This window comes from Aeromonas sp. SrichE-2G, assembly GCF_017939565.1.
Classification (GTDB): Bacteria; Pseudomonadota; Gammaproteobacteria; order Enterobacterales; family Aeromonadaceae; genus Aeromonas; species Aeromonas taiwanensis.
In genome coordinates this window covers 12,992-36,806 of the sequence record NZ_JAGKRG010000008.1, presented here as the reverse complement: position 1 = coordinate 36,806, position 23,815 = coordinate 12,992, and the positions used below count along the sequence as shown (strand labels likewise).

Annotated in this window: 24 protein-coding genes and 1 tRNA gene; 13 read left to right on the top strand and 12 right to left on the bottom strand. The window is 62.2% G+C overall.

What is annotated here, in order from left to right; genetic code table 11:
• Nucleotides 1–187: 187 nt before the first annotated feature.
• The 8 genes from J9885_RS12255 to J9885_RS12220 form a co-directional block, all read right to left on the bottom strand.
• A complete protein-coding gene (locus J9885_RS12255) occupies nt 188–1,036 on the bottom strand; it encodes an HDOD domain-containing protein (RefSeq protein ID WP_043764088.1) in 849 nt (282 codons plus the stop codon).
• 69 nt (nt 1,037–1,105) lie between these two features.
• Nucleotides 1,106–1,525 (bottom strand): META domain-containing protein, encoded by a 420-nt coding sequence (locus J9885_RS12250; RefSeq protein ID WP_043764087.1) that lies wholly within the window; start codon nt 1,523–1,525, stop codon nt 1,106–1,108.
• 210 nt (nt 1,526–1,735) lie between these two features.
• Nucleotides 1,736–3,097, bottom strand: coding sequence for a molecular chaperone (gene yegD / locus J9885_RS12245; RefSeq protein WP_210549612.1), 1,362 nt, complete (start codon nt 3,095–3,097; stop codon nt 1,736–1,738).
• 102 nt (nt 3,098–3,199) lie between these two features.
• A complete protein-coding gene (locus J9885_RS12240) occupies nt 3,200–4,189 on the bottom strand; it encodes a 2-hydroxyacid dehydrogenase (RefSeq protein ID WP_043764085.1) in 990 nt (329 codons plus the stop codon).
• A gap of 77 nt (nt 4,190–4,266) precedes the next feature.
• A complete protein-coding gene (locus tag J9885_RS12235; protein ID WP_210549611.1) occupies nt 4,267–4,746 on the bottom strand; it encodes a CreA family protein in 480 nt (159 codons plus the stop codon).
• Nucleotides 4,747–4,767: 21 nt separating this feature from the next.
• Nucleotides 4,768–5,214 carry an Mpo1-like protein gene (locus tag J9885_RS12230; RefSeq protein WP_043764083.1) on the bottom strand — a complete coding sequence of 149 codons (447 nt, stop codon included), beginning with the start codon at nt 5,212–5,214 and terminating at the stop codon, nt 4,768–4,770.
• 100 nt (nt 5,215–5,314) lie between these two features.
• Nucleotides 5,315–6,169, bottom strand: a complete 855-nt coding sequence (locus tag J9885_RS12225) for a hypothetical protein (RefSeq protein WP_134694244.1) — start codon at nt 6,167–6,169, stop codon at nt 5,315–5,317.
• A gap of 162 nt (nt 6,170–6,331) precedes the next feature.
• Nucleotides 6,332–6,718, bottom strand: a complete 387-nt coding sequence (locus J9885_RS12220) for a TraR/DksA C4-type zinc finger protein (RefSeq protein WP_043764081.1) — start codon at nt 6,716–6,718, stop codon at nt 6,332–6,334.
• Nucleotides 6,719–7,180: 462 nt separating this feature from the next.
• Between J9885_RS12220 and J9885_RS12215 the strand changes: the two genes are divergently transcribed.
• From J9885_RS12215 to J9885_RS12175, 9 genes are all read left to right on the top strand, one after another.
• Nucleotides 7,181–8,512 carry a glutamine synthetase family protein gene (locus J9885_RS12215; protein ID WP_210549610.1) on the top strand — a complete coding sequence of 444 codons (1,332 nt, stop codon included), beginning with the start codon at nt 7,181–7,183 and terminating at the stop codon, nt 8,510–8,512.
• Between the two features lie 258 nt (nt 8,513–8,770).
• Nucleotides 8,771–10,132: an aspartate aminotransferase family protein gene (locus tag J9885_RS12210; protein ID WP_043808482.1), complete on the top strand. Its 1,362-nt coding sequence runs from the start codon at nt 8,771–8,773 to the stop codon at nt 10,130–10,132.
• Between the two features lie 53 nt (nt 10,133–10,185).
• Nucleotides 10,186–11,283 carry an extracellular solute-binding protein gene (locus J9885_RS12205; RefSeq protein ID WP_043764076.1) on the top strand — a complete coding sequence of 366 codons (1,098 nt, stop codon included), beginning with the start codon at nt 10,186–10,188 and terminating at the stop codon, nt 11,281–11,283.
• A gap of 120 nt (nt 11,284–11,403) precedes the next feature.
• Entirely contained in the window at nt 11,404–12,489 is a 1,086-nt protein-coding gene (locus J9885_RS12200) for a polyamine ABC transporter substrate-binding protein (protein ID WP_134694247.1), read from the top strand.
• Between the two features lie 75 nt (nt 12,490–12,564).
• A complete protein-coding gene (gene potA, locus J9885_RS12195; protein WP_043764074.1) occupies nt 12,565–13,719 on the top strand; it encodes a polyamine ABC transporter ATP-binding protein in 1,155 nt (384 codons plus the stop codon).
• Complete coding sequence (locus J9885_RS12190) at nt 13,716–14,621, top strand: ABC transporter permease subunit (protein WP_210549609.1); 906 nt, start codon at nt 13,716–13,718, stop codon at nt 14,619–14,621. Before potA ends, J9885_RS12190 begins: the two co-directional genes overlap by 4 nt.
• A gap of 73 nt (nt 14,622–14,694) precedes the next feature.
• A complete protein-coding gene (locus J9885_RS12185; protein WP_043764072.1) occupies nt 14,695–15,537 on the top strand; it encodes an ABC transporter permease subunit in 843 nt (280 codons plus the stop codon).
• Between the two features lie 84 nt (nt 15,538–15,621).
• Nucleotides 15,622–16,347 (top strand): MOSC domain-containing protein, encoded by a 726-nt coding sequence (locus tag J9885_RS12180; RefSeq protein WP_210549608.1) that lies wholly within the window; start codon nt 15,622–15,624, stop codon nt 16,345–16,347.
• Nucleotides 16,348–16,488: 141 nt separating this feature from the next.
• Nucleotides 16,489–16,565, top strand: a tRNA-Pro gene (locus J9885_RS12175).
• A 261-nt stretch (nt 16,566–16,826) separates the two neighbouring features.
• Here the strand turns inward: J9885_RS12175 and J9885_RS12170 are convergent.
• Nucleotides 16,827–17,354 (bottom strand): hypothetical protein, encoded by a 528-nt coding sequence (locus tag J9885_RS12170; protein ID WP_043764070.1) that lies wholly within the window; start codon nt 17,352–17,354, stop codon nt 16,827–16,829.
• Between the two features lie 123 nt (nt 17,355–17,477).
• The gene (locus J9885_RS12165) at nt 17,478–17,942 is read right to left on the bottom strand and encodes a thioesterase family protein (protein WP_210549607.1); all 465 of its coding nucleotides are present in this window, start codon (nt 17,940–17,942) and stop codon (nt 17,478–17,480) included.
• Between the two features lie 132 nt (nt 17,943–18,074).
• Between J9885_RS12165 and recQ the strand changes: the two genes are divergently transcribed.
• Nucleotides 18,075–19,910, top strand: a complete 1,836-nt coding sequence (gene recQ / locus J9885_RS12160) for an ATP-dependent DNA helicase RecQ (protein ID WP_210549606.1) — start codon at nt 18,075–18,077, stop codon at nt 19,908–19,910.
• Between the two features lie 93 nt (nt 19,911–20,003).
• Here recQ and J9885_RS12155 read toward each other — a convergent pair whose 3' ends face one another.
• Nucleotides 20,004–20,306 carry a cytochrome c gene (locus J9885_RS12155; protein ID WP_210549605.1) on the bottom strand — a complete coding sequence of 101 codons (303 nt, stop codon included), beginning with the start codon at nt 20,304–20,306 and terminating at the stop codon, nt 20,004–20,006.
• A gap of 105 nt (nt 20,307–20,411) precedes the next feature.
• Between J9885_RS12155 and J9885_RS12150 the strand changes: the two genes are divergently transcribed.
• The 3 genes from J9885_RS12150 (at nt 20,412) to J9885_RS12140 (ending at nt 22,963) form a co-directional block, all read left to right on the top strand.
• Nucleotides 20,412–21,839 carry a protein adenylyltransferase SelO gene (locus tag J9885_RS12150; protein ID WP_210549604.1) on the top strand — a complete coding sequence of 476 codons (1,428 nt, stop codon included), beginning with the start codon at nt 20,412–20,414 and terminating at the stop codon, nt 21,837–21,839.
• A gap of 10 nt (nt 21,840–21,849) precedes the next feature.
• Nucleotides 21,850–22,137, top strand: coding sequence for a DUF3630 family protein (locus J9885_RS12145; protein WP_043764064.1), 288 nt, complete (start codon nt 21,850–21,852; stop codon nt 22,135–22,137).
• A gap of 151 nt (nt 22,138–22,288) precedes the next feature.
• Nucleotides 22,289–22,963, top strand: a complete 675-nt coding sequence (locus J9885_RS12140; protein ID WP_210549603.1) for a 7-cyano-7-deazaguanine/7-aminomethyl-7-deazaguanine transporter — start codon at nt 22,289–22,291, stop codon at nt 22,961–22,963.
• A gap of 272 nt (nt 22,964–23,235) precedes the next feature.
• On the opposite strand, the gene rraA is transcribed toward J9885_RS12140, so the two are convergent.
• Nucleotides 23,236–23,721, bottom strand: a complete 486-nt coding sequence (gene rraA, locus J9885_RS12135) for a ribonuclease E activity regulator RraA (protein ID WP_042077135.1) — start codon at nt 23,719–23,721, stop codon at nt 23,236–23,238.
• Between the last annotated feature and the right edge of the window lie 94 nt (nt 23,722–23,815).

Genomic DNA, 23,815 nt, shown 5'->3' with positions numbered 1-23,815 from the left:
TGTCCATGGGGTGGTGTATGTGACGACGGGCCAGAATGAGCCGGCAGAACCGGCTCCGCTGTGCTGTCATCCGTGAGCCTATTGCGTCAGCAAGTCGGCGAGGGCATTCCCCTGCTCGTGGAGCAGGTCGAGCTGATCCGCCAGAATGAGACGGGGATCCGGCTCCTGCTGATCGGCCGTTGTACATCTACTGGGTCAGCAAATCGGCCAGGGCATTGCCCTGTTCGTGCAGCTGTTCGAGCTGATCCGCCAGGGTGGCGGGATCCAGCCCGAGCTGGTCGGCGAGGGGTTTGGGGAAGCGGGCGATGATGGCCTGGGCCGGAACGCCGGCGTGCCAGGCGAAGGAGACGAAGACGGCAAGCCGGATCAGCACGGCCTCCTTGCTGACCGGATCGTGGGAGAGGGGGTCAAGCTGCTGGGCGATGGCGTCGACGAAGGCGGTCGACAGGTTCCAGCGTCGCGCCAGCTCGGCACCGAGCTGGGCATAGTCGTAACCCAGCATCTCCCGCTGGGCCTCGACCCGGCTGCTCCCCTTCTCGATGGCCAGATTGACCAGCCCGGCCTCCTCCGGCAGGGTGCTCTGGATCAGCAGCTCGCCGATGTTGTGAATGAGGGCGCAGGTGAAGGCGGTCTCCGGATCCACGGCCCTGGTCTGCTGAGCCAGGGTGCGGGCTATGGTGGCGACCTGGAAGGTCTGGGTCCAGAAACGGTTCTTGTCGAAGCCGGGGGGAGCCTTGAAGCTGCTGATGATGCCGGAGGCGACCACCACGGAGCGCAGACGGTTGAAGCCGAGCCGGATCACCGCCTGCTCGATGGAGGTCACTTCGTTGCCCCGACGCAGGGCGGCCGAGTTGGCCATACGCAGCACCTTGACGCTGATCACCTGGTCCATGGCGATCTTGGCCGCGATCTCGTCGATGCGGGCATTTTCATCGTTGAAACTCTGCATCAGCTCGTGCAGCAGCTTGGGGATTGTGGGCAGTTGCTTGATCTTGCCAAACAGGCGATCCATCGACATGGCTGAGGCAGCCTCCATTGCTAACAATGCCTCATATTGTGCCACAGCCTGGCCAGTTGTTCCTGTCGGCGAGCGGTTTTGTGACCCTTAGAACACCCAGTCTTGCAGCTTGTATTCCAAACGGTGCCGTTTCCCCTGCAGGATCAGGGTCTGGGGCGTGCCGCTCAGGGTGGCGCCCTCGGTCAGGGTGGCGAGCACGGCCTGCTCGACCAGATCGAGCCCGGGGGGGCAGGCCATGGCAGTGCTGCCGAGGCTGGTGACCCAGAGCCTGTCACCCTCGAGATGACCCTGGCCGAAGTAGCGGTTGCAACCGGCGATACCATTGACGGTGAAGTGTTCCCCTATCTCGATGTCAGGCGGATTGACGCGGCTGCTGGCGATGGCCTGACCATCCAGTCGGTCGAGCACCCAGTGATGGTGCTGCAGATCTTGCGAGGCGAAGCGGGGTGTACTGCTGCAGGCGCTGAGCAGAAGCAGGGCGAGCAGCAGTAGCAGGTATCTGGGCATTGAAGGGGCTCCGGTGGTGGGTATGGCAAGCATACCCGCACCGGGGCGCCGGAGGCAGATCGCGGGGGGGCGCGCCCGACCGCTTCTGTCGCCCCGCAGAAACGGGGGGTGTCGGTAAATGGCAACACTCGCCCCGGGCGAGGCCCGTTATCAGCAAAAGGGGCCACAACGTGGCCCCATGTTATCCGTGCGTCTTGACGGGCCTGGCCATCAGGCGGCAAACAGCCGCTCGGCATAGCGGGCGAGGCCGGAGGCGACCGAGCCGAAGTCGTCCCCCCCTTCCAGCGGTACCTTGGGCAGTTTCTGCTGGATAAAGGCCTTGATGAGGGGAGAGCGTGCGCTGCCGCCGGTGATGAAGATGCGATCCGGCTGGACGCCGGCGGCGTTGATCGCCTCATCCATCAGCTCGCCAATCTTCTCCAGCAGCGGAGCCGAGGCGCTGGCCAGCTGGTCGCGGGTGAGTTCGGCTTCCAGCCCCTTCTCCAGCTCGTTCAGGGTCTGGTGATTGAGCGCCTGGTCGGAGAGGGCGATCTTGCCCTGCTCGGCGCGCCACACCAGCTGGTGGCTCAGCTTGTGTGCCCGCAGGCTGGCGAGGCGGGGCAGCTTGCTGCCGGGCTGGCTGTCGAGCTGCAGATCCTGCAGCTGGCGGGCGGTATCCAGGCTGTAGAAGCGGCTCTGGGCGCTGACGTCGTTGATGGCGGCCGCGTCCCAGAACAGGGGGTGGGGCAGCGGCTTGCCGGTCTTGAGGGTCTCGTGCATGCCGAGCAGCGGCATCATGCCCTCCACCGTCAGGCGGATGTCGAAGTCGTTGCCGCCGATGCGCTGGCCGCTGTGGCCGAGCAGGTCGCCGTCGCGATCCAGCCGGTCGCGATGGCTCGGGCCCATGCGCAGCATGGAGCAGTCCGTGGTGCCGCCGCCGATATCCACCACCAGCACCACCGCATCCTCGGTGAGGCGCGCCTCGAACTCGAAGCCGGCGGCCACGGGTTCATAGAGGAACTCCACCCGCTCGAACCCGGCGAGGCGGGCTGCCTCGGTCAGGATGGCGATGGCCTGGCGGTTGCTCTCCTCCCCGGCCAGGCCCTGGAAGTTGACGGGCCGGCCGATGACCGCCTGACGGACGGGGGTGCCCGTCTGCTGTTCCACCTGCTGGCGTACGTGCAGCATCATGGCGCAGACGATGTCCTCGAACAGGGCGATCTGGGGCGCCTTGAGGCCGTAGGCCCCGAGGAAGGATTTGGGCGACTTGATGTAGTAGCCCTCGTCCGGCTCTTCCAGGTAGCGCTCCAGGGCAGCCCCGCCGAAGCTGAGTTCGTCGATCAGCCCCTCTTCCCGCATCTGGCGGCGCACCGCCTGGGCCCGGGTCACCACGGGGCCGCGCAGTTTGAGGTATTCGCTCTGCTGGACGGGGGCCAGCCCTTCGGCCAGGAGGCCGGCGATGGCATCCCGGTGGGGAGCGTGCAGGGTGGAGGGGAGGTAATGGGAACCGGAGAGGGTCAGCAGCCTGGGGCTGCCCTGTTCCATCACGGCGACGGCACAGTTGGAGGTACCGTAATCAAATCCGATAAACATGGGCGGCCAGACTCCTGAGCAAAAAAGGGCTGGTAGCCTACCCGAAGGCGCCGGGTCTCACAACCCGGCGCAGCTGAATGGCGAGCGAAAGACGGGGCGGGTTTACTCCACCTCGTTGTCGCTGCGCCCCTGGCTCTCGATGGCCTGGATGTTGCTAAGGGTTGTGTCGGCGATGGCGTGCAGCGCCTCCCGGGTCAGGAAGGCCTGGTGACCGGTGAACAGCACGTTGTGGCAGGCGGACAGGCGGCGGAACACATCGTCGGTGATCACCTCGTTGGACTTGTCCTCGAAGAAGAGATCCTCTTCCTCCTCGTAGACGTCCAGCCCCAGGGCGCCGATGCGGGCGGTCTTGAGGGCCTCGATGGCGGCGTTGGAGTCGAGCAGGCCGCCCCGGCTGGTGTTGATGATCATCACCCCGTCCTTCATCTTGGCGAAGGCCTCCTTGTTCAGCAGGTGATAGTTCTCCTTGAACAGGGGGCAGTGCAGGCTGATGACGTCGGACTGGCGGAACAGGGTGTCGAGGTCCACGTATTCGGCGCCCAGATCGATGGCCGCCTGGTTTTGGTAGGGATCGCTCACCAGCAGGCGCATGCCGAAGCCCTTGAGGATGCGCAGGGTGGCGATGCCGATCTTGCCGGTGCCTATGATGCCGGCCGTGCGGCCGTGCATGTTGAAGCCGACCAGCCCCTCCAGGGAGAAGTTGGCGTCGCGGGTGCGCTGGTACGCCTTATGGATGCGGCGGTTGAGGGTCATCATCAGGCCCACCGCGTGCTCGGCGACGGCCTCGGGGGAGTAGGCGGGCACCCGCACCACCTTCAGGCCCAGCTCCTTGGCGGCGGCCAGATCCACGTTGTTGTAACCGGCGCAGCGCAGGGCGATGACCCTGGTGCCGTACTGTGCCAGCTCGGTCAGTACCTCGCGGTCGGCATCATCGTTGACGAACAGGCAGACCACGGGGAAGCCGTGGGCCAACCGGGCCGTCTTGGCCTCCAGCCGCACGTCGAAGAACTCCAGATCGAAACCGTACTGGCTGTTGGCCTGGTGGAAGTGTTCCTTGTCGTAGCTCTTGGTACTGAAAACGGCGACTCTCATGGTGCGCTCTCCGCAGATAATGATGTAGTTAAATTACAACAGCTTGAGGTGTTGAGCACGGGATAAATGGTGGGGTATCAGCCCCACGGCATGATGGGCACGGCGCTCACAGCACTCTTGTAAGAACCATCCACCAACTTGGTGCTGTATGTCAGGTAGACCAGGGCATTGCGCTTCTCGTCGTAGAAGCGCACCACCTTCTGCTCCTTGAACACCAGGGAGGTGCTGACATCGAACACCTCTTCCCCGGCCTTCAGCCTGGCAGGCAGGGTGATGGGGCCGATCTGGTGGCACGACAGGGAGGCATGGGAGGGATCCTCCGCCAACCCGAGGCCGCCCTTGACGCCCCCGGTCTTGGGGCGCGCCAGATAGCAGGCGACGCCGGCGATCTTGGGGTCGTCGAACGCCTCCACCAGGATCTTGTGATTCGGGCCGACCAGCTTGAAGGCGGTGCTCACCTCGCCGACGGGGTCTGCCTTGTCGGCCAGCGCAGGGGTTGCACAGAGCATGCCCAGCAGCAGGGGCAGGGCGCGGCTGAGGGGGTGAGGGTGTGTCATGGTTTCTCCTGTCGGCACTCCTCAGTAGGGAATGCCCAAGCGACGATAGAGGCTGGCCAGCACCCAGGCGGGGCCTACCAGCAGGAATTGCAGGTCCGCAAGGAAGGAGGGGCGCTTGCCCTCGATCTTGTGACCGACGAACTGGGCCACCCAGAGCAGCAGGAAGCCGCCGAGGGCGGGCCACAGCAGCGGGCCTTGCCAGGTGTAACAGAGTGCCAGCCCAAGGGACGTCAGCGCCGCCATGCCCACAAACAGCGAAAACGACAGCTGCAGGTAGAAGGCGAGCACCGGGATGGCCGCCAGCGCCGCCCAGTTGAGGGACGGTGGCAGCGGCCCGGCAGGCAGGCACCACAGCAGGGCCAGGGAACAGAGATAGATACCGGGCACCGCCAGCTTGTGGATGGCCACGTTGACCGGGTGCTGGTGGCTCTGGCCGTAGTCGCTGAACCATTCGTCGAGTCGTTTCATGGCACCTCCCTGGCGCTGCTGGCTGAATTAGATCCCTTTGAGTCGCTTACTTGCCCTCGCCGGAAGGCATATTCCCGACGGTGGCGTAGTGCTACTGCCCTTATTGGGGCGGATATTCCCAATATTGGGCCGGTATTCGCCTGAGCAAGGGGGTCATGTCGGGATTGGGCAGGGAGATGGTGACCCGTTGATCCAGGTTGGCGCTGGCCAGGGCCTCGCGGATCCTGGGGTTCTCGTGGAAGAATTTCATGAAGCTGCCGTCGGCATAGGCCCGTTCCAGCCCTGTCTGGATCGCCTTGGCCAGCTTGGGGGCCTCTGGACTGACGAAGAAGAACTCGGCGAAGGGGTAGCGGATGAGCAGATGCTGATCGATGACCAGGTTGGGATACTGCGCCACCAGCTCGCTGCGCTCGGCAAAGATCTCCACCAGGCCGCGCGGGAAGAAGTCCAGCTTGTCGCCGTCATTCATCAGGCGGAACAGGTTGCTGTAGCGCCCCGCATAGGTGGGAATGCCTGCCTGCTCCAGGATCTTGTTGTCGGCCCACCCCACCCCCTGTGCCGCCTTCAGCTTCTTGAGATCCTCCAGGGTATTGATCTGGTTGAACTTCTCCTGGGCATTGGCGTGAATAAAGGAGAGGCGCAGTCCTTCCAGCCCGCGAAACAGCGGAACGGGAACGGCGATCAGGGAGGATTCGAGGGCGCTGGAGGTGCCCATCCAGAACACATTGATGGTCTTGCCCCTGGCGAGGGCTTGCTGGAGGCTGTACTGATTGAGGTTGAGCTCGACCCGTTCCAGCTTGTAGGGCTGTCCGGCGCGGTTGAGCGCCAGTTCCAGCAGCTTGAGCTGGTACTCGTTGTCGAGGTCGTTGATCGGCCGGCTGGGGACCTTGACGGTGAACGTCTGTGCTTGTGCCAGCAGTGGCAGGCACAAGCACAGCCTGATGAGCCATTTCACGCTTTGTTCTCCTGTAGAGTCCGGGACTTGCCCGGAGTCTAACAGAAGTTTCCACACTCTTGCTGTGACGCCGTGAGCAGGGAATCAGGTGTTGTCAGGCCTGGCTCGGTCGAGAAAGCCTGCGGGTGGCCCATGCCGCACCGGCATGGGCCACCCGACGCATCAGGCGACGCGGCGGAACACGTGGGTGTCGTTGAATTCCTTGGTGCTCTGGCACTCGACGCAGAAGCGGGACTCGGGCCGAGCCTGCAGCCGCTTGAGGGAAATCTCGTCGCCACAGGATTCGCAATAGCCGAAATCCCCGTCATTGATGCGCTTGAGCGCTCCCTTCAGTTTGCGCAGATGCAGCTTGTCGTGCTCGATGCGGTTCAGCTCCAGACGACGGGCCTCCTCGACGCTGGCACGATCGATCTCGTCGGCCATCTCGTTGGTATCGGTGGCGATAGCCTGGCTGGCCTGGGAGTTGAGACGTTCTTCGAGCTCGACGATCTGCCCCTCGATCTGGCCCTTGTAAAAGGCCAGCTGGTCTTCAGTCATGAAATCACACATATGGTTTGCTACCAGTCAGTTTCCCAATTTTTCCCATGTATGGGGGCTGTCTGCCTGCAGACCAAGCCCTTGTATCCCGATTTGCACCAAATCCATGCAGGAGAGTGCAAATCAGGGCGGGCCTTGTACCAAAAAAATGCAGGCATGCAAAGGAGATCGGATAAAGAGTGTGCGCACTTGCAAAGAAATGGGCTTCCTCCGACAGGGTGTGACTGAGTTTCGTGCGGACCCAGCCTTTCGTTGGCATCAGGCTTGCAGTGGGCTCATCGTGACACAGAGTGTTTAGTATTTGGTGCCGCTCTGGTCATTATACAGGCCGTTATTTATAGTTTTTTAAACACCACTGCTTGACAAAGGCCTTTATCGCGGGCTTTTATGGTGTGGTCGCTTACATTTTCTTAACAAGGGTGTTCCTTATATTAGACACCCTTGCCAATGACAACCGTAGAGTCGGGGTTTAACATGGACAGTATCAAGGGCTGGATGGAGAGCAATCGCATCACGGAAGTGGAGTGCCTGTTCCCGGATTTCACCGGCAATGCCCGAGGCAAGATCATTCCAGCCAATAAATTTCTGCGAGAGGGGGGCATGCGGCTGCCCGAGGTCATCTTCACCCAGACGGTGACCGGCGAGTACCCGGATGATGACAGCATGATCGACCCGCTGGAGCGGGACATGCAGCTCTATCCCGATCCCAATACCATTCGTTTCGTGCCCTGGGCGCTGGAACCCACCGCCCAGGTGATCCACGACTGTTTCGACGTCAACGGCAAGCTCATCGACATCGCCCCCCGCTCCGTACTGCGCCGGGTTCTGTCATTCTACGAGAAGCAGGGCTGGAAGCCCGTGGTGGCGCCGGAGCTGGAATTCTACCTGGTGACCCGCAACGAAGATCCTGATTATCCCCTGGTGCCGCCGGTGGGGCGCAACGGCCGCCCGGAAACTGCCCGCCAGTCGTTCAGCATCGATGCGGTCAACGAATTCGATCCCATCTTCGAGGACATGTACGATTACTGCGAAGCCCAGGAACTGGAAGTGGACACCCTGATCCACGAGTCAGGCGCCGCCCAGATGGAGATCAACTTCCTGCACGGAGATGCCATCGATCTCGCCGACCAGGTGTTCCTGTTCAAGCGCACCATGCGCGAAGCCGCCCATCGGCACGGTATCTACGCCACCTTCATGGCCAAGCCCATGAGCAACGAACCGGGGTCCGCCATGCACATCCACCAGAGCCTGGAGGACATGGACGGCAACAACCTGTTCGGTACCAGCGAGGGGGGCAACTCTTCCCTGTTCATGCACTTCATCGCCGGCCTGCAGAAATACACCCCTGCGGTGACGGCTCTGCTGGCACCGAACGTCAACTCCTACCGCCGTCTCACCTTTGGTGAGAGCGCGCCGCGCAACGTGCAGTGGGGCGTAGAAAACCGTACCTGCGGCCTGCGCGTGCCCTTCTCCGAGCCCAGTGCCCGTCGTGTCGAGAACCGCTTCGCCGGTGCCGATGCGAACCCCTATCTGGCCCTGGCCGCCACCCTGGCCTGCGGCTACCTCGGCATGATGGAGAAGCTGGAGCCGCTGCCGGAGATGAAATCGAGCGCCTACGAGCTGCCCTACAGCCTGCCCCGCTCCCTGGAGGAGGCGCTGAGCCATCTCGAGCAGTGCGAGCCCATCAAGGAGATGCTGGGCGAACGCTTCACCCGCGCCTTCGTCGCCGTCAAGCGCAAGGAGTACGAGACCTACTTCGGGGTGATCAGCCGCTGGGAACGGGAGTTCCTGCTGCTGAACGTGTGACCCCATCCCGGGAGAGGCCCGGGCCTCTCCCCCAGTCACGACGCAAGCAGGCAAGAGCACAACATACCCGCGGGTCGCCGTGACCCGGGGTGGCCGACGCCTTCAATAACCGGGTGACGGCGCTTGCCGAATGGAAAGGAATCGAGGAGCAGGCAATGAAGCGATCTACCCGCGAGAGGCTGTGACCGGGGATCGATCGCCTGCGCCCTCATCAATTGGCGGCCATGCCGCCGAATCGAAGGAACCGAGGAGCAAGCAATGAAGCAGACCACTCGTGAGTGGCAGCAACTGGATGCCAGCCACCACCTGCATCCCTTCACCGACTTTCAGGCCCTGAACAAGAAGGGCAGCCGCATCATTACCAAGGCCGAAGGGGTCTATCTGGAAGACTCCGACGGGCGCCGCATCCTGGACGGGATGGCGGGTCTGTGGTGCGTGAACATGGGCTACGGCCGCCAGGAGCTGGTGGACGCCGCCACCCGGCAGATGCAGGAGCTGCCCTACTACAACCTCTTCTTCCAGACCAGCCATCCCCCTGCCGCCGAGCTGGCGACCCTGCTGGCCGAGATCACGCCCCCGCACCTCAACCACGTATTCTTCACCGGTTCGGGCTCCGAGTGCAACGACACCGTGCTGCGCATGGTGCGCCACTACTGGGCCAGCAAGGGACAACCGGACAAGCAGGTGATCATCAGCCGCCACAACGCCTACCACGGATCCACCGTCGCGGGGGCCAGCCTGGGGGGCATGAAGGGGATGCACGCCCAGGGCGGGCTGCCCATTCCCGGCATAGTGCACATCGATCAGCCCTATCACTTCGGTGAGGGGGAGGGCATGAGCGCCCACGAGTTCGGGCTGGCCCGGGCCCGCCAGCTGGAGGAGAAAATCCTGGAGCTGGGGGTGGACAAGGTGGCCGCCTTTATCGGCGAGCCCATCCAGGGCGCCGGTGGCGTCATCATCCCGCCAGAAAGCTACTGGCCCGAGATCCAGCGCATCTGCGACCAGTACGGCATCCTGCTCATCGCCGACGAGGTGATCTGCGGCTTCGGGCGTACCGGTCACTGGTTTGCCAGCGAGGGCTTCGGCATAAAACCGGACCTCATGTGCCTGGCCAAGGGCATCACCTCGGGCTATCTGCCGATGGGGGCCGTGATGGTCGGGGACAGGGTCGCCAGGGTGCTGGTGGAGGAGGGGGGCGAGTTCAACCACGGCTTCACCTACTCCGGTCATCCGGTGGCCTGCGCCGTGGCCATTGCCAACATCCAGCTTATGCAAAGTGAGAGCATAGTTAAGCGCGTTCATGATAGTATCGGCCCCTATTTGCAGCGCCGCTGGGCAGAGCTGGCCGACCATCCGCTGGTGGGCGAAACCCGGGGCAAAGGCCTGGTGGCCGCGCTGGAAATAGTGCAGGACAAGCAGACGAAACGTCGCTTCCCGGCCGAACTCCACGCCGGGATGACCTGTCGGGAGTTCTGTTTTAACAATGGCTTGGTGATGAGGGCCGTCGGCGATACCATGATCATATCGCCCCCCTTGGTGATCACCGAGGAACAGGTGGATGAATTGGTCAAACTGGCCAGGCTCAGTCTGGACCTGACGGCTGAGAAGCTGCGGGGATAGGCTGCGCGAGGCAGGTTGGCTTACGCATACAATTTGCTTAGGAGACAAGGACTATGTCTTTTAAAAAGGGAATGATGGCTGCCTCCGTGGCGCTGGTCATGATGAGTTCCGGGGCGATGGCCGACGAGAAGGTGCTGCACGTCTACAACTGGAGCGACTACATCGCGCCGGATACCCTGGACAACTTCCAGAAGGAGACGGGCATCAAGGTGGTCTACGACGTGTTCGACAGCAACGAGGTACTGGAAGCCAAGTTGCTGGCGGGCAGTTCGGGTTATGACGTCGTCGTCCCGTCCAACCCCTTCCTGGCCAAGCAGATCAAGGCGGGCGTTTTCCAGAAGCTGGACAAGTCCAAACTCTCCAACTGGCAGAACCTGGACGCTGACCTGCTCAAGGCGCTCGATCCGAGCGACCCGGGCAACCAGTACTCCATTCCCTACCTGTGGGGCACCATTGGCTATGCCTACAATGCGGAGAAGGTGAAAGCCGTGCTGGGCAAGGATGCGCCGGTCAACTCCTGGGATCTGGTGTTCAAGCCGGAGAACATGGCCAAGCTGAAGGAGTGCGGTGTCTCCTTCCTCGACTCGCCGACCGAAATGCTGCCGGCAGCCCTGCAATACCTGGGCTTCAAGCCGGACAGCCAGAAGCCGGACGAGCTGAAGAAGGCCGAGGAGCTGTTCCTCTCCATCCGCCCCTACACAGCCTACTTCCACTCCTCCAAGTACATCTCGGATCTGGCCAACGGCAACCTGTGCGTGGCGGTGGGTTACTCTGGTGACCTGCAACAGTCCAAGGCGCGTGCTGCCGAGGCCAAGAACGGTGTCAGCCTGACTTACACCATTCCGCAGGAGGGGGCTGGCAGCTTCTTCGACATGATCGCCATCCCGGCGGATGCCAAGAACGTCGAGGCAGCCCACACCTTCATCAACTACCTGATGAAGCCGGACGTGATCGCGAACATCACCAACGTGGTGCAGTTCCCGAACGGCAACAAGGCGGCCACTCCGCTGGTGGACGAGGCGATCCGCAACGATCCGGGCATCTACCCGACGGCTGACACCCTCAAGAAGATCTACACCTTCCCGGATCTGCCGGCCAAGGTGCAGCGTCTGATGACCCGCAGCTGGACCAAGATCAAGTCAGGCAAGTAAGCAAGACGAGCAGTACCCCTCCCGGTCCGCAGTTCGGCCGGGAGGGGAGTGACCACCCGACAGGTTGGACGGCGCGTATGGACACGCGACTGGCAAAATCACACACATGAGGACTGATACGTGCACATGACCAAGATGGCAACGCTGGCCCTGACCCTGGGGTTTGCAAATCTGACCCAGGCAGCCCCTGTGGTTCATTTTTACAACTGGTCCGATTATATCGGCGAGACCACCCTCAGCGACTTTCAGCAGAAGACCGGGATCAAGACCGTCTACGACGTGTTCGACTCCAACGAGACCCTGGAAGGCAAGCTGCTGACCGGCCGTACCGGTTACGATCTGGTCGTGCCCTCCAACAATTTCCTGGCCAAGCAGATCAAGGCGGGGGCCTTCCAGAAACTGGATCCCGCCCTGCTGCCAAACCTGAGCAACCTGGATCCCGTGCTGCTCAAGCAGCTCGACAAGGTGGATCCTGGCCATCAGTACGCCGTGCCCTATCTGTGGGGCACCAACGGCATCGGTTACAACGTCGAGAAGGTCAAGGCGGTGCTGGGGGTCGACAAGATCGACTCCTGGGCAACCCTCTTCGAGCCGGAAAACATGAAGAAGCTCTCCCAGTGCGGGGTGGCCTTCCTCGACTCGGCGGACGAGATGATCCCGGCGGCGCTCAACTACCTGGGGCTCAACCCCAACAGCCATGAGCCGGCAGACCTCAAGCGGGCCGAGGAGCAGCTGCTCAAGGTGCGCCCCTACGTGGCCTACTTCCACTCCTCCAAGTACATCGGCGATCTCGCCAACGGCAACATCTGCGTGGCGGCGGGCTTCTCCGGCGACATCCTGCAGGCGGCGTCCCGCGCCGAGGAGGCGGGCAAGGGGATCGAGATTGCCTACAGCATCCCCAAGGAGGGCGGCAACCTCTGGTTCGACATGATGGCGATCCCGTCCGATGCCACCAACGTGAAAGAGGCCCACGCCCTGATCAACTACATTCTCGAGCCTGAAGTGATCGCCAAGGTGAGCGACTATGTGGGTTACGCGAACCCGAACATCAAGGCGGGAGAGTTCATGGACAAGGCCGTCCGCGAGGATGCCTCAGTCTACCCCCCCCAGGCGGTGCTTGAGCGGCTCTATGTGCAGGAAGCACATCCCCGCTCGGTGCAGCGCCTGATCACCCGGAGTTGGACCAGGATCAAGTCCGGAACCTAACCTTGGCGCCCATCCCGGGGCGCCAGACTGTTTTATGGATCGGCCCCGGCCGGTATTACCTTTGGGAGTTTGGTAATGGCGATAGCCTCCAGTGCCTACAAGAAAGCCCTCGAGGGCAGCCAGCAACGCAAAGAAGTGCTGGTCAAGATAGACAGGGTAAGCAAGCAGTTCGACGAAACGCTGGCGGTCGACAACGTGTCCCTCAACATCCACAAGGGCGAGATCTTCGCCCTGCTGGGAGGGTCCGGCTCCGGCAAGTCCACCCTGCTGCGGATGCTGGCCGGGTTCGAGCGCCCCACCGAAGGGCGGTTGTACCTCGATGGCGTCGACATTACCGACATGCCGCCCTACGAGCGTCCCATCAACATGATGTTCCAGTCCTACGCCCTGTTCCCCCATATGACAGTGGCCCAGAACATCGCCTTCGGCCTCAAGCAGGATGGCCTGCCCAAGGCGGAGATAGACGCCCGGGTGGAAGAGATGCTCAAGCTGGTGCAGATGACCCAGTATGCCCGCCGCAAGCCGCACCAGCTCTCCGGTGGCCAGCGCCAGCGGGTCGCCCTGGCGCGCTCCCTGGCCAAGCGCCCGAAACTGCTGCTGCTGGACGAACCCATGGGGGCGCTGGACAAGAAGCTGCGCTCCACCATGCAGCTGGAGCTGGTCGAGATCATCGAACGGGTCGGCGTAACCTGCGTCATGGTGACCCACGATCAGGAAGAGGCCATGACCATGGCCGAGCGGATCGCCATCATGCATCTGGGCTGCATCGAGCAGATCGGCAGCCCGATGGACATCTACGAGACCCCGGCCAGCCGGCTGGTGTGCGAGTTCATCGGCAACGTCAACCTGTTTGACGGCCTGCTGGTGGAGGATGAGCAGGACCACGCCACCATCGCCTGTGCGGATCTGGAGCAGCCCATCTACGTGGGCCACGGCATCAGCTCCCGCGCGGAAAACAAGAAGGTCACCTATGCCCTGCGCCCGGAAAAGCTGCTGATGAGCCTGCAAAAGCCGGACGAGATAGAGCATCCTGACTTCAACTGGACCAAGGGCGAGGTCTACGACATCGCCTATCTGGGCGGCCACTCCGTTTATCACATCCAGCTGCCCTCGGGCAAAATCGTTCAGGCTTTCATCGCCAATGCCGAGCGCCACGGCAAGCGGCCGACCTGGGATGACCAGGTGTTCCTCTACTGGGAAGATGACAGCGGCGTGGTGCTGCAATCATGAAGGCATTGAGACGACTCAAACAGGCGGGGGGGCGCCAGCTGGTCATCGGCATCCCCTTCTTCTGGCTGTTCCTCTTCTTCCTGCTGCCCTTCATCATCGTCGTGAAGATCAGCTTCGCCGAAGCGGATGTGGCGATCCCGCCCTACACCGACGTGGTGAGCTGGGCGGACAACCAGCTCACCATTCTGCTCAACATGGGCAACTACCTGTTGTTGCAGGAGGATGAGCTCTATATCGCGGCCTATCTCGGCTCCCTCAAGATGGCCCTGGTCAGCACCATTCTGTGCCTGCTGATCGGCTATCCCATGGCCTACGCCATCTCGCGGGCCAACAAGGAGACCCAGACCGTTCTGCTGCTGCTCATCATGATGCCGACCTGGACGGCCATCCTGATCCGGGTGTACGCCTGGATGGGCATCCTCAGCAACAACGGCCTGCTCAACGGTTTGCTGCTGAACCTGGGGCTCATCAGCGAGCCGCTGCAGATCCTCAACACCAACCTGGCGGTCTACATCGGCATCGTTTACTCCTACCTGCCATTCATGGTGCTGCCGCTCTATGCCAACCTGGTCAAGCACGATCAGAGCCTGCTGGAGGCGGCCTCGGATCTTGGCGCCCGCAACCTGACCCGGTTCTGGCAGATCACGGTGCCCCTCTCCAAGAACGGCATCATCGCCGGCTGCATGCTGGTCTTCATTCCCGTGGTGGGCGAGTTCGTCATCCCGGAAATGCTGGGCGGCCCGGAGACCCTGATGATCGGCAAGGTGCTGTGGCAGGAGTTCTTCAACAACCGTGACTGGCCGGTGGCGTCTGCCCTGGCGGTGGTGATGCTGGCGGTGCTGATCGTCCCCATCATCCTCTTCAACCGCAACCAGGCGAAAGAATTGGAGGGCAAGGTATGAAGACTATGCTGCTGATCATCCCCGTATCGTCCCTCTTCAACCGCAACCAGGCCAAAGAGCTGGAGGGTAAAGTATGAGGCGCTTTGGTTTTGCCAAGCTGATGCTGTGGCTGGGTCTGCTGTTCATCTACCTGCCCATGGTCATCATGGTGATCTACTCCTTCAACGCCTCCAAGCTGGTGACGGTGTGGGGGGGCTGGTCCATGAAGTGGTACTTCGGCCTGCTCGACAACAAGCAGTTGATCGGGTCCGTGTTCCGCTCCCTGGAGATCGCCTTCTATACAGCGATTGCGGCGGTAGCGCTGGGCACGGTGGCGGCCTTCGTGCTGACCCGGATCCCGCACTTCCGCGGCCGTACCCTGTTCGGCGGCATGGTGACGGCCCCCCTGGTCATGCCCGAGGTGATCACCGGTCTGTCCCTGCTGTTGCTGTTCGTGGCCATGGCCCAGCTGGTGGGGTGGCCCGCCGAGCGGGGCATGGTGACGATCTGGATCGCCCACACCACCTTCTGTACCGCCTACGTGGCGATCGTGGTGTCGGCGCGGCTGCGGGAGCTGGATCTCTCCATCGAGGAGGCGGCCATGGATCTCGGTGCCAAGCCGTGGAAGGTGTTCTTCCTGATCACCATCCCGATGATAGCCCCGTCGCTGGCGGCGGGCGGCATGATGTCCTTTGCCCTGTCCCTGGATGACCTGGTGCTGGCGAGCTTCGTCTCCGGTCCGGGCTCGACCACGCTGCCGATGGAGGTGTTCTCTGCGGTGCGCCTCGGGGTGAAACCCGAGATCAACGCCATCGCGAGCCTGATCCTGCTGTCGGTGTCGCTGTTCACCTTCGGCAGCTGGTACCTGATGGCGCGGGCAGAGAAACGCCGCCGTGCCGAGATCGCCATGACCACCCAGATGCAGGCCGTCGCCTGACCCGGATGTTGACGCCGGCGCACCTTGCACCCAGGCGTCAACTGCTCCTAAGATCCGCATTCCCCCATCCGTCAGGAGCATGGAATGCGGATCTCCCTCTTTATCGGCCAGAGCGCCGACATCCATCCCGAACTGACCCCCGGTCTCGTCAGCGCCATCGACAAGCACGAGTCACATACGCCCCTGTGGTGCCGCTATTCCGGTCTGGAGGGGGATGAGCAGAGCGATCAACGCCATCACGGCGGCCCGGACCGGGCCCTGCACTACTACCCAGCGGATCACTATGCCTGGTGGAAGACCTGGCAAACCGCGCTGGGCCTGCCGGCCCCCCGAGCCCCCTGGCAGCCTGCCGCCTTTGGTGAGAATCTCTCTGGTCTGGGGCTCATCGAGGCGCAGGCCTGCATCGGCGATGTCTACCGCCTCGGGGAGGCGCTGATCCAGATAAGCCAGCCGCGCTCCCCCTGTTTCAAGCTCAACCAGCGGTTCGGCTATGACCAGCTGTCCCAGGTGATGCAGCTCAGTGGCCGCTGCGGCTGGTTGCTGCGGGTGCTGGAAGAGGGGCGGGTAACACCGGCAGATGAACTGTTGCTGGTGGACAGTCCTTATCCCGGGCTCACGGTGAAGCGCACCGCCGACATCCTGTTCAACCAGCCCCGCAACGAGGAGGATCTGCAACTGCTGCTGGACAACCCGGCGCTCTCCCCGAACTGGCGGCAGCATGCGGCCCATTGGCTGGAACATGGGGTCGTGGCGGATTGGTCACGACGTCTGCTGGGGCCGGCCGAGTTCCGGTTGCCGCCACAGGGGTGAACAGGCCGCAGGATGAGACCCTGCGTTCTTTTTTTCCTCAAGGCGCTGGATTGTTGAGCGGAAAGCCATTTTTTTGTGGCGAATGCAAAAAAAGGCTTGTGTCGGGTCGGGGCTTTCGGTAAATTCCCGTCCCGCAGACATCGGTGTGTAGCGCAGCTTGGTAGCGCACTTCGTTCGGGACGAAGGGGTCGGAGGTTCGAATCCTCTCACACCGACCACATTAGAAAAGGCCGCTCAATTGAGCGGCCTTTTCGTATTTGGCTTTCGCTCCAAGAGACACTGGCTCTGTCGCTGGCCGCCGTCCGATGGTATGTGATGCTTTCCTGTCTTGCCTGCCGAGCTGTTCTGCGCCGGACAATAAAAGGGCCACCGCTCGGTGGCCCGCTGGTGGAGTCTGATCCTGACTCCGGCACTCTAGATTGTGGCAATCTCGTTGTGGGTCCTGTCGATGGTGCCCTCCTTGCGCGCCAGGCGCGTGCTCAGATGTGCCAGTGTTGATGCCGCAATGCCTTGAAGCCGTGTTGGGCTTGCAGAGCCGCATGCTTCGGGTACTCACTAATGAAATGTGCTATTCCCTCCATCAGTTGTGAACGCAGCGAAGACACTGGCTCATGCCAGGCCTGCAGGCAGAGATGGTCGGGGATCAACTGTTCTCGATACGCTTCCAGCAGTTGGTCCGGCCAGGGCTCGATATGGGAATCATGACGCAGCAAATAGTGGGCGGCGGGTTCACGGGCATAGATGAACTGAATTTGGGCCAGGTCGCGTTGGCTTAGCGTTTGGCTGCCGATGTGGCAAGTCAGATATTTCCCCGTCTTCAGATTCAGGAAGTGACCGCGTTGCCGACAGGCAATGATCCGATACCACGGCAGGGGTGAACAGAGAGAATACCCCTCCAGCTCCTGTTCCAACCAGTGACGGCACTCAGGCGTCTGCACCTGTTCGCGCATGGCCTCGAGCTGTGTCAACAAGGCTCTGGATGGTTGGGTAGCCAGTATCGCACTCATCGTCTGCAATCCTCCCTCTGCACACAATCCCGACTTTCAGTATGGACCCTGAACGGGGGAGGGGGTAGCAATTCTAATGATTAAAATCGGCTTATAAGTGCATTTTTTATGCAATAACTGCCATTAGCCGACCAGGTAGGTGCCGGTACCAAAGGCGATATGGGTCCCTTCCTCGTTGTGCAGTTCCATCCGGGCGACTGCAACCTTGCTGCCTGCGCGGATGATGTGGGCAGTGGCGATGAACTCGTTGCCCCGGCCCGGCCGCAGATAGTCCACCCGCAGATCGATGGTGCCGAGACGGGAGAAGCGCTCCTTGAGGTAGCTGGGGGAAAAGTCCTCCAGCTCATCGATGCAGGAGGCCGCCACTATCATGCCGCCGGCCACGTCCAGCAGGCTGGCGGTGACGCCGCCGTGCAGTATGTTGTGGAAGGGGTTGCCGATGAGCTTCTCGTCCATCCTGATACGCAGCTCGACCCTGTCGAAGTCGTAGTGGGTGACCTGCATGCCGATCAGCTTGTTGAACGGCATCTTCTCGGCGAACAGGTTGGCAATACCACTGAGCGCCATCTTCTTGAGCATCTGTTTCATCCTTGATCCCGATCCCTGTCATCAAAGCCGAGTAAAAACTCCAGCCAGTCTGCAACACTTCCTTAACAGTCGCAATGGCAGGTTTATTGTGGGCGGCGGCTGCTTTAGAATGGCGACCCCAAAGGAGAGCCCATGACCGCGATTGCCGAAACCCTGCCTGACGCCCAGCCAGAGACCCCCCTTGCCCTGCTGCAGGCGGTCTTCGGCTATCAGCAGTTTCGGCCTGGCCAGCTCGATATCATCGAGCAGATAGTGGCAGGGCGTGATGCCCTGGTGCTCAAACCCACAGGCGGTGGCAAGTCGCTCTGCTACCAGATCCCGGCATTGCTGCGGCCAGGACTCGGGGTGGTGGTTTCCCCCTTGATTTCACTGATGAAGGATCAGGTGGACAGCCTGCGCGCCAACGGCGTGGCGGCGGTCTACATCAACTCGGCTCTGAGTCGGGAGGAGATGGTCCAGAACTTCGCCGCCATGCGTCGCGGCGAGATCAAGCTGGTTTATGTTTCCCCCGAACGCCTGCTGCAGCACGAGTTCATGGATCGGCTGGCGGAGCTGCCCCTCGGTCTGTTCGCCATCGACGAGGCCCACTGCGTCTCCCAGTGGGGTCACGATTTTCGCCCCGAATACGCGGCGCTCGGTCGGCTCAAGCAGTGGTTCCCCCAGGTGCCCGTGGTGGCGCTCACCGCCACCGCCGACGAGGCGACCCGCAGCGACATGCTGCATCGGCTGGAGCTGAACGATCCCTATATCCACACCGCCAGCTTCGACCGGCCCAACATCCGCTACAGCCTGGTGGAGAAGTTCAAGGCGGCGGAGCAGCTGCTGCGCTACGTGCAGAGCCAGAAGGGCAATTGCGGCATCGTCTACTGTTCCAGCCGTAACCGGGTGGAGGAGGTGGCCGAGCGGCTCTCCCGCCACGGCTGCAAGGCGGCACCCTATCACGCCGGCCTGCCGCTGGAGCTGCGCCAGCAGACCCAGGAAGCCTTCCTCAAAGATGACATTGAGATAGTGGTGGCGACGGTGGCGTTCGGCATGGGCATCGACAAGCCCAACGTGCGCTTCGTGGTGCACTACGACATCCCGAAGAACATCGAATCCTACTATCAGGAGACCGGCCGTGCCGGCCGTGACGGCACCCCGGCCGAGGCACTGCTGCTCTACGATCCCGCCGACATCGGCCGGGTGCGCCGCCTGCTCGACAATATCGAGAACCCCCAGCAGCTGCAGGTGGAGCAGTACAAGCTCAACGTGATGGCGGCCTTCGCCGAGGCGCAGACCTGCCGTCGTCAGGTGCTGCTCAACTACTTCGGCGAGTACAACGACAAGCCGTGTGGCAACTGCGACATCTGCCTCGATCCTCCCCAGAGCTATGACGGCACCGAAGATGCCCAGAAGGCGCTCTCCTGCGTCTGGCGGGTGGGGCAGAATTTCGGGGTGGGCTATGTGGTCGAGGTGCTGCGCGGGTCGCTGAACCAGCGCATCAAGGATCACGGCCACGACAAGCTCTCGACCTACGGCATCGGCAAGGATCAGAGCCACGAATACTGGATGAGCGTGATCCGCCAGCTAATCCACAAGGGGCTCTTGACCCAGAACATCACCCGCAACCTGGTGCTGCAGCTCACCGAGGCGGCCCGACCCGTGTTGCGCGGCGAGGTGAAGCTGGAACTGGCGGTGCCCCGCCTGCAGCCTATCTCCAGCCGCAAGGAGAAGCGCAACGGCCTGCTCGACAGTGCCAACTACGACAAGCGGCTGTTCAAGGAGCTGCGGGCCCTGCGCAAGCAGATCGCCGAGGATGAAGAGGTGCCGCCCTACGTGGTGTTCAACGATGCCACCCTGGTGGAGATGGCGCAGCTGATGCCGATGACGGAAGACGAAATGCTGGCGATCAACGGCGTCGGTCACCGCAAGCTGGAGCGCTTCGGAGAAGCCTTTATGGACCTGATCATCGAGCACTGCCGGCGGTAGTCAGTGACCCCGGCCTCCCTCGCAAGCATGGATGGCACTGTTATACCCCCCTCTTTGGCAAGGGAAGGGCCAGGGTCGCCCGGGTAAGGCGAGTTATTTCAAGCTGGCGTAATAGGCTGCCAGGTTCTCCATGTCCGCCTCAGTCAGGGCCGCCATGAAGGGCACCATCAGGGGCTCTTTGCGGCTGCCATCCTTGAAGGCTTTCAACTGCTTCACCAGATAGGCGGCATTCTGGCCGGCCAGGTGGGGATAGACGGGCACGCTCGCCTTGCCCTCTGCCCCATGGCAGGCGGTGCAGAGCGCGGCCTTGGCCTTGCCCGCGTCGATGTCGGCTGCCCTGGCATGATGTCCCCAGGCCAGCGCCAGCAGGGGCAGGGTATAGACCCACTTTGGCATCTTCTTCTCCTTGAAATGAATAATCGCGATCGTCCGTTAGCCCGGAGAGGCTGACGGCGGTATAACAGAGTGACACGAGCATACGCAGGGATAACTGCCATCACCATGAAGCTGATCAACACTTTCGCCACCGAACTGCCCTGGGCCTGCGAAGCCGTGGCACCCCAACCCCTGCATGAACCCAGGCTGCTGCACCTCAACCAGGAGTTGTTGCGGGAGCTGGGGCTGGAAGGAGTCAGCGCAGCCGACTGGCTCGCCTGCTGTGGCCATGGTCAGCCCCTGCCCGGCATGCAGCCGGTGGCACAGGCCTATGCGGGTCACCAGTTTGGCGGTTACAGCCCGCGCCTCGGCGATGGCCGCGCCTTGCTGCTGGGTGAACAGCTGGCTCCGGACGGCAGCCGCTGGGATCTGCACCTGAAGGGGGCGGGCAAGACCCCCTTCTCCCGGTTTGGCGACGGGCGTGCCGTGCTCCGCTCCAGCATCCGCGAGTATCTCGCCTCCGAGGCGCTTCATGCCCTCGGCATCCCCACCACCCGGGCCCTGGTGCTGGTGGGCAGCCAGGAGCCGGTCTACCGGGAGCAGGTCGAGACGGGGGCGACCGTGCTGCGCACGGCTCCCAGCCACCTGCGCTTCGGCCATGTGGAGTACTTCGCCTGGAGCGGGCAGGGAGAGAAGATCCCCTTGCTGATCGATTACCTGCTGCGCCACCACTTCCCCGAGTTGAGCGATGGCGCCGAGCTGTTTGCCGAGGTGGTGCGCCGCACCGCTCGCCTCATCGCCAAGTGGCAGGCGGCGGGCTTCTGCCATGGGGTGATGAACACCGACAACATGTCCCTGCTCGGGCTGACCCTGGACTACGGCCCCTACGGCTTCATCGACGCCTATGTGCCGGACTTCGTCTGCAACCACTCGGACCCGGGTGGCCGCTATGCACTGGATCAGCAGCCGGCGGTCGGCTACTGGAACCTGCAGAAGCTGGCCCAGGCGCTGGCCGGTCACGTCGAGGGGGACGCCCTGGCGTCGGCCCTGGCCCAGTACGAGCACCAGCTGATGCTGCACTACTCCGAACTGATGCGCGCCAAGCTGGGGCTGGCGGTGTGGGAAGAGGAGGATCCGGCGCTGTTCCGCGAGCTGTTCCGGCTGCTGGCGGCGCATGGGGTGGACTATCACCTCTTCCTGCGCAGGCTGGGGATGCTGACCACGCAGGGGGGATGGCCCGCCAGCCTGCTGGCGCTGTTGCCGGACCCGGCCGCCTGGCAGGAATGGCTCGAAAGCTATCGGGCTCGCCTTGCTCGGGAAGGGAGCGAGGATGGGGAGCGCAAGGCACGGATGGACGCGCTCAATCCCAAGTATGTGCTGCGCAACGCCCTGGCCCAGCAGGTGATCGACGCGGCCGAGCGGGGCGACATGGAACCGCTCGAGCGGCTCTTTGCGGCCTTGCAGCACCCCTTTGACGAGCAGCCCGAATACGAAGACCTAGCGACCCCGCATCCGGGCTGGTATTGCGGCGGCGAACTCTCTTGCAGCAGTTGAGGAACCGGGAATGAACTGGCGGATCACGCAGATAGACAAAGAGGCCGGGGTGGTGATGCTGACGTGCCCGGCGCTCGACTGGGACAGTTTTCCAGTGCTGGCCGAAGCCCTGTTGCAGGAGTGGGAGCTCGTGGCGCTCGAGCGGGAGTGGGGGGCCGATCGTCACGGCTGGCTGCTGGAGTTTGAGGGGAGCCGCCTTCGGCTCGAGTTCGAACACCACAGCGGTTGCTGGCTGGCGGCGGTGCAACCGGCGGACATCGAGGCGCTGCTCTGGCTCGCCCGGCAATACGGGAACTGACCCCTGGCCGGTTCCGACTGTAAGTCGCCACTGCTCGAAATAGCCGCATAAAGATTGAACTATCAATTTGGGGGCGTATAATCCCGCCCCTCGATTATCGCCATGGTGGCGATATGGGTTCCCTAACCCCATTAACCAAAAAGGTCACAATATGAATCTGACCCCTGCTCAGCACCAGACGGCGCTGGTGCGTCTCTCGTTGTTCCACATCCTGATCATCGCCAGCAGCAACTATCTGGTGCAGCTGCCGATCACCATCTTCGGCTTTCACACCACCTGGGGTGCGTTCAGCTTCCCGTTCATCTTCCTGGCCACCGATCTGACGGTGCGGATCTTCGGCGCCGGCTTGGCGCGCAGGATCATCCAGACCGTGATGCTGCCGGCGCTGGCCATCTCCTACGTGCTCTCGGTGCTCTTCTTCGAAGGGGGCTTCCAGGGCGTCGGCCAGTTGGCGGAGTTCAACCTCTTCGTGGCGCGCATCGCCCTGGCCAGCTTCATGGCCTATCTGGTGGGCCAGTTCATGGACGTGGTGGTGTTCAACCGCCTGCGCCTGCTGAAAGCCTGGTGGGTCGCGCCGGCCGCCTCCACCCTGTTTGGCAACCTGGTGGACACCATCACCTTCTTCAGCATCGCTTTCTGGCGCAGCACGGATCCCTTCATGGCCGAGCACTGGGGCGAGATCGCCACCGTGGATTACGTGTTCAAGCTGCTGATAAGCCTGGGCCTGTTCGTCCCGCTCTACGGCGTGCTGCTGCGTTACCTCAGCCGCAAGCTGGTGGGGGACGCCAGCCTGGCCGGCTTGCAGACGACGGCGCGCCAGGCCTGATGAAAATGACCACAGTTACCTGTGGTCATTTTTTTTGCGCTTTTCACAAATAAGGCTTGCACAGTTAAATGAGAATGATTATTGTTAACTTGTTTTCCGGGAAAGACTTCATTTGTTCCAACGTGATGGACTTCTTGTGAAGGCACGACATTGCTCACATTGCTTCCAGTTAAGGGGCCAGTAGTTTACTGGCCCTCTTTTTTTGCCTGTTTTCGGCGAACGACAGGCATAAAAAATGGGAGCCCAGGCTCCCATTCTTAGTCTCCATCCGATCACTCGATGTCGAGGGCATCGGGGGAGAGGATCACCCCCGTCGTGTCCGCGTAGAGGTGATCGTCCGGCAGGAAGGTGACGCCGCCGAAGTTGACCGGCAGATCGGTTTCACCGATGTCCTTGCTGTCGGCGCCGACCGGGATGGCGGCCAGGGCCTGAATGCCGATGTCGAGATCCTCCAGAATGTCGACCTCGCGAACGCAGCCGTAGCAGACGATCCCTTCCCATTCGTTTTCCGCCGCCGTGGTGGCAATCTCGCTGTCGATCAGCGCCCGGCGCATGGAGCCGCCACCGTCGATCAGCAGCACGCGACCGGCACCATTTTCCTTGACCAGCTCACGGATAAGGCCATTCGATTCGAAGCATTTGACCGTGGTGATGACGCCGCCGAAAGAGGCACGACCACCGAAGGAACAGAGCATGGGTTCGAGTACATCCACCATGTCCTGATAGATGTCGCACAGTTCTGAAGTGTTGTATTCCATTGTGTCAGATCCACCGCTGGAAACAGGTGGATCCAGTATAAGGAGTAGGGGTGGCATTTCAATGAATATTCCTTGAACGGACATATGGATAACG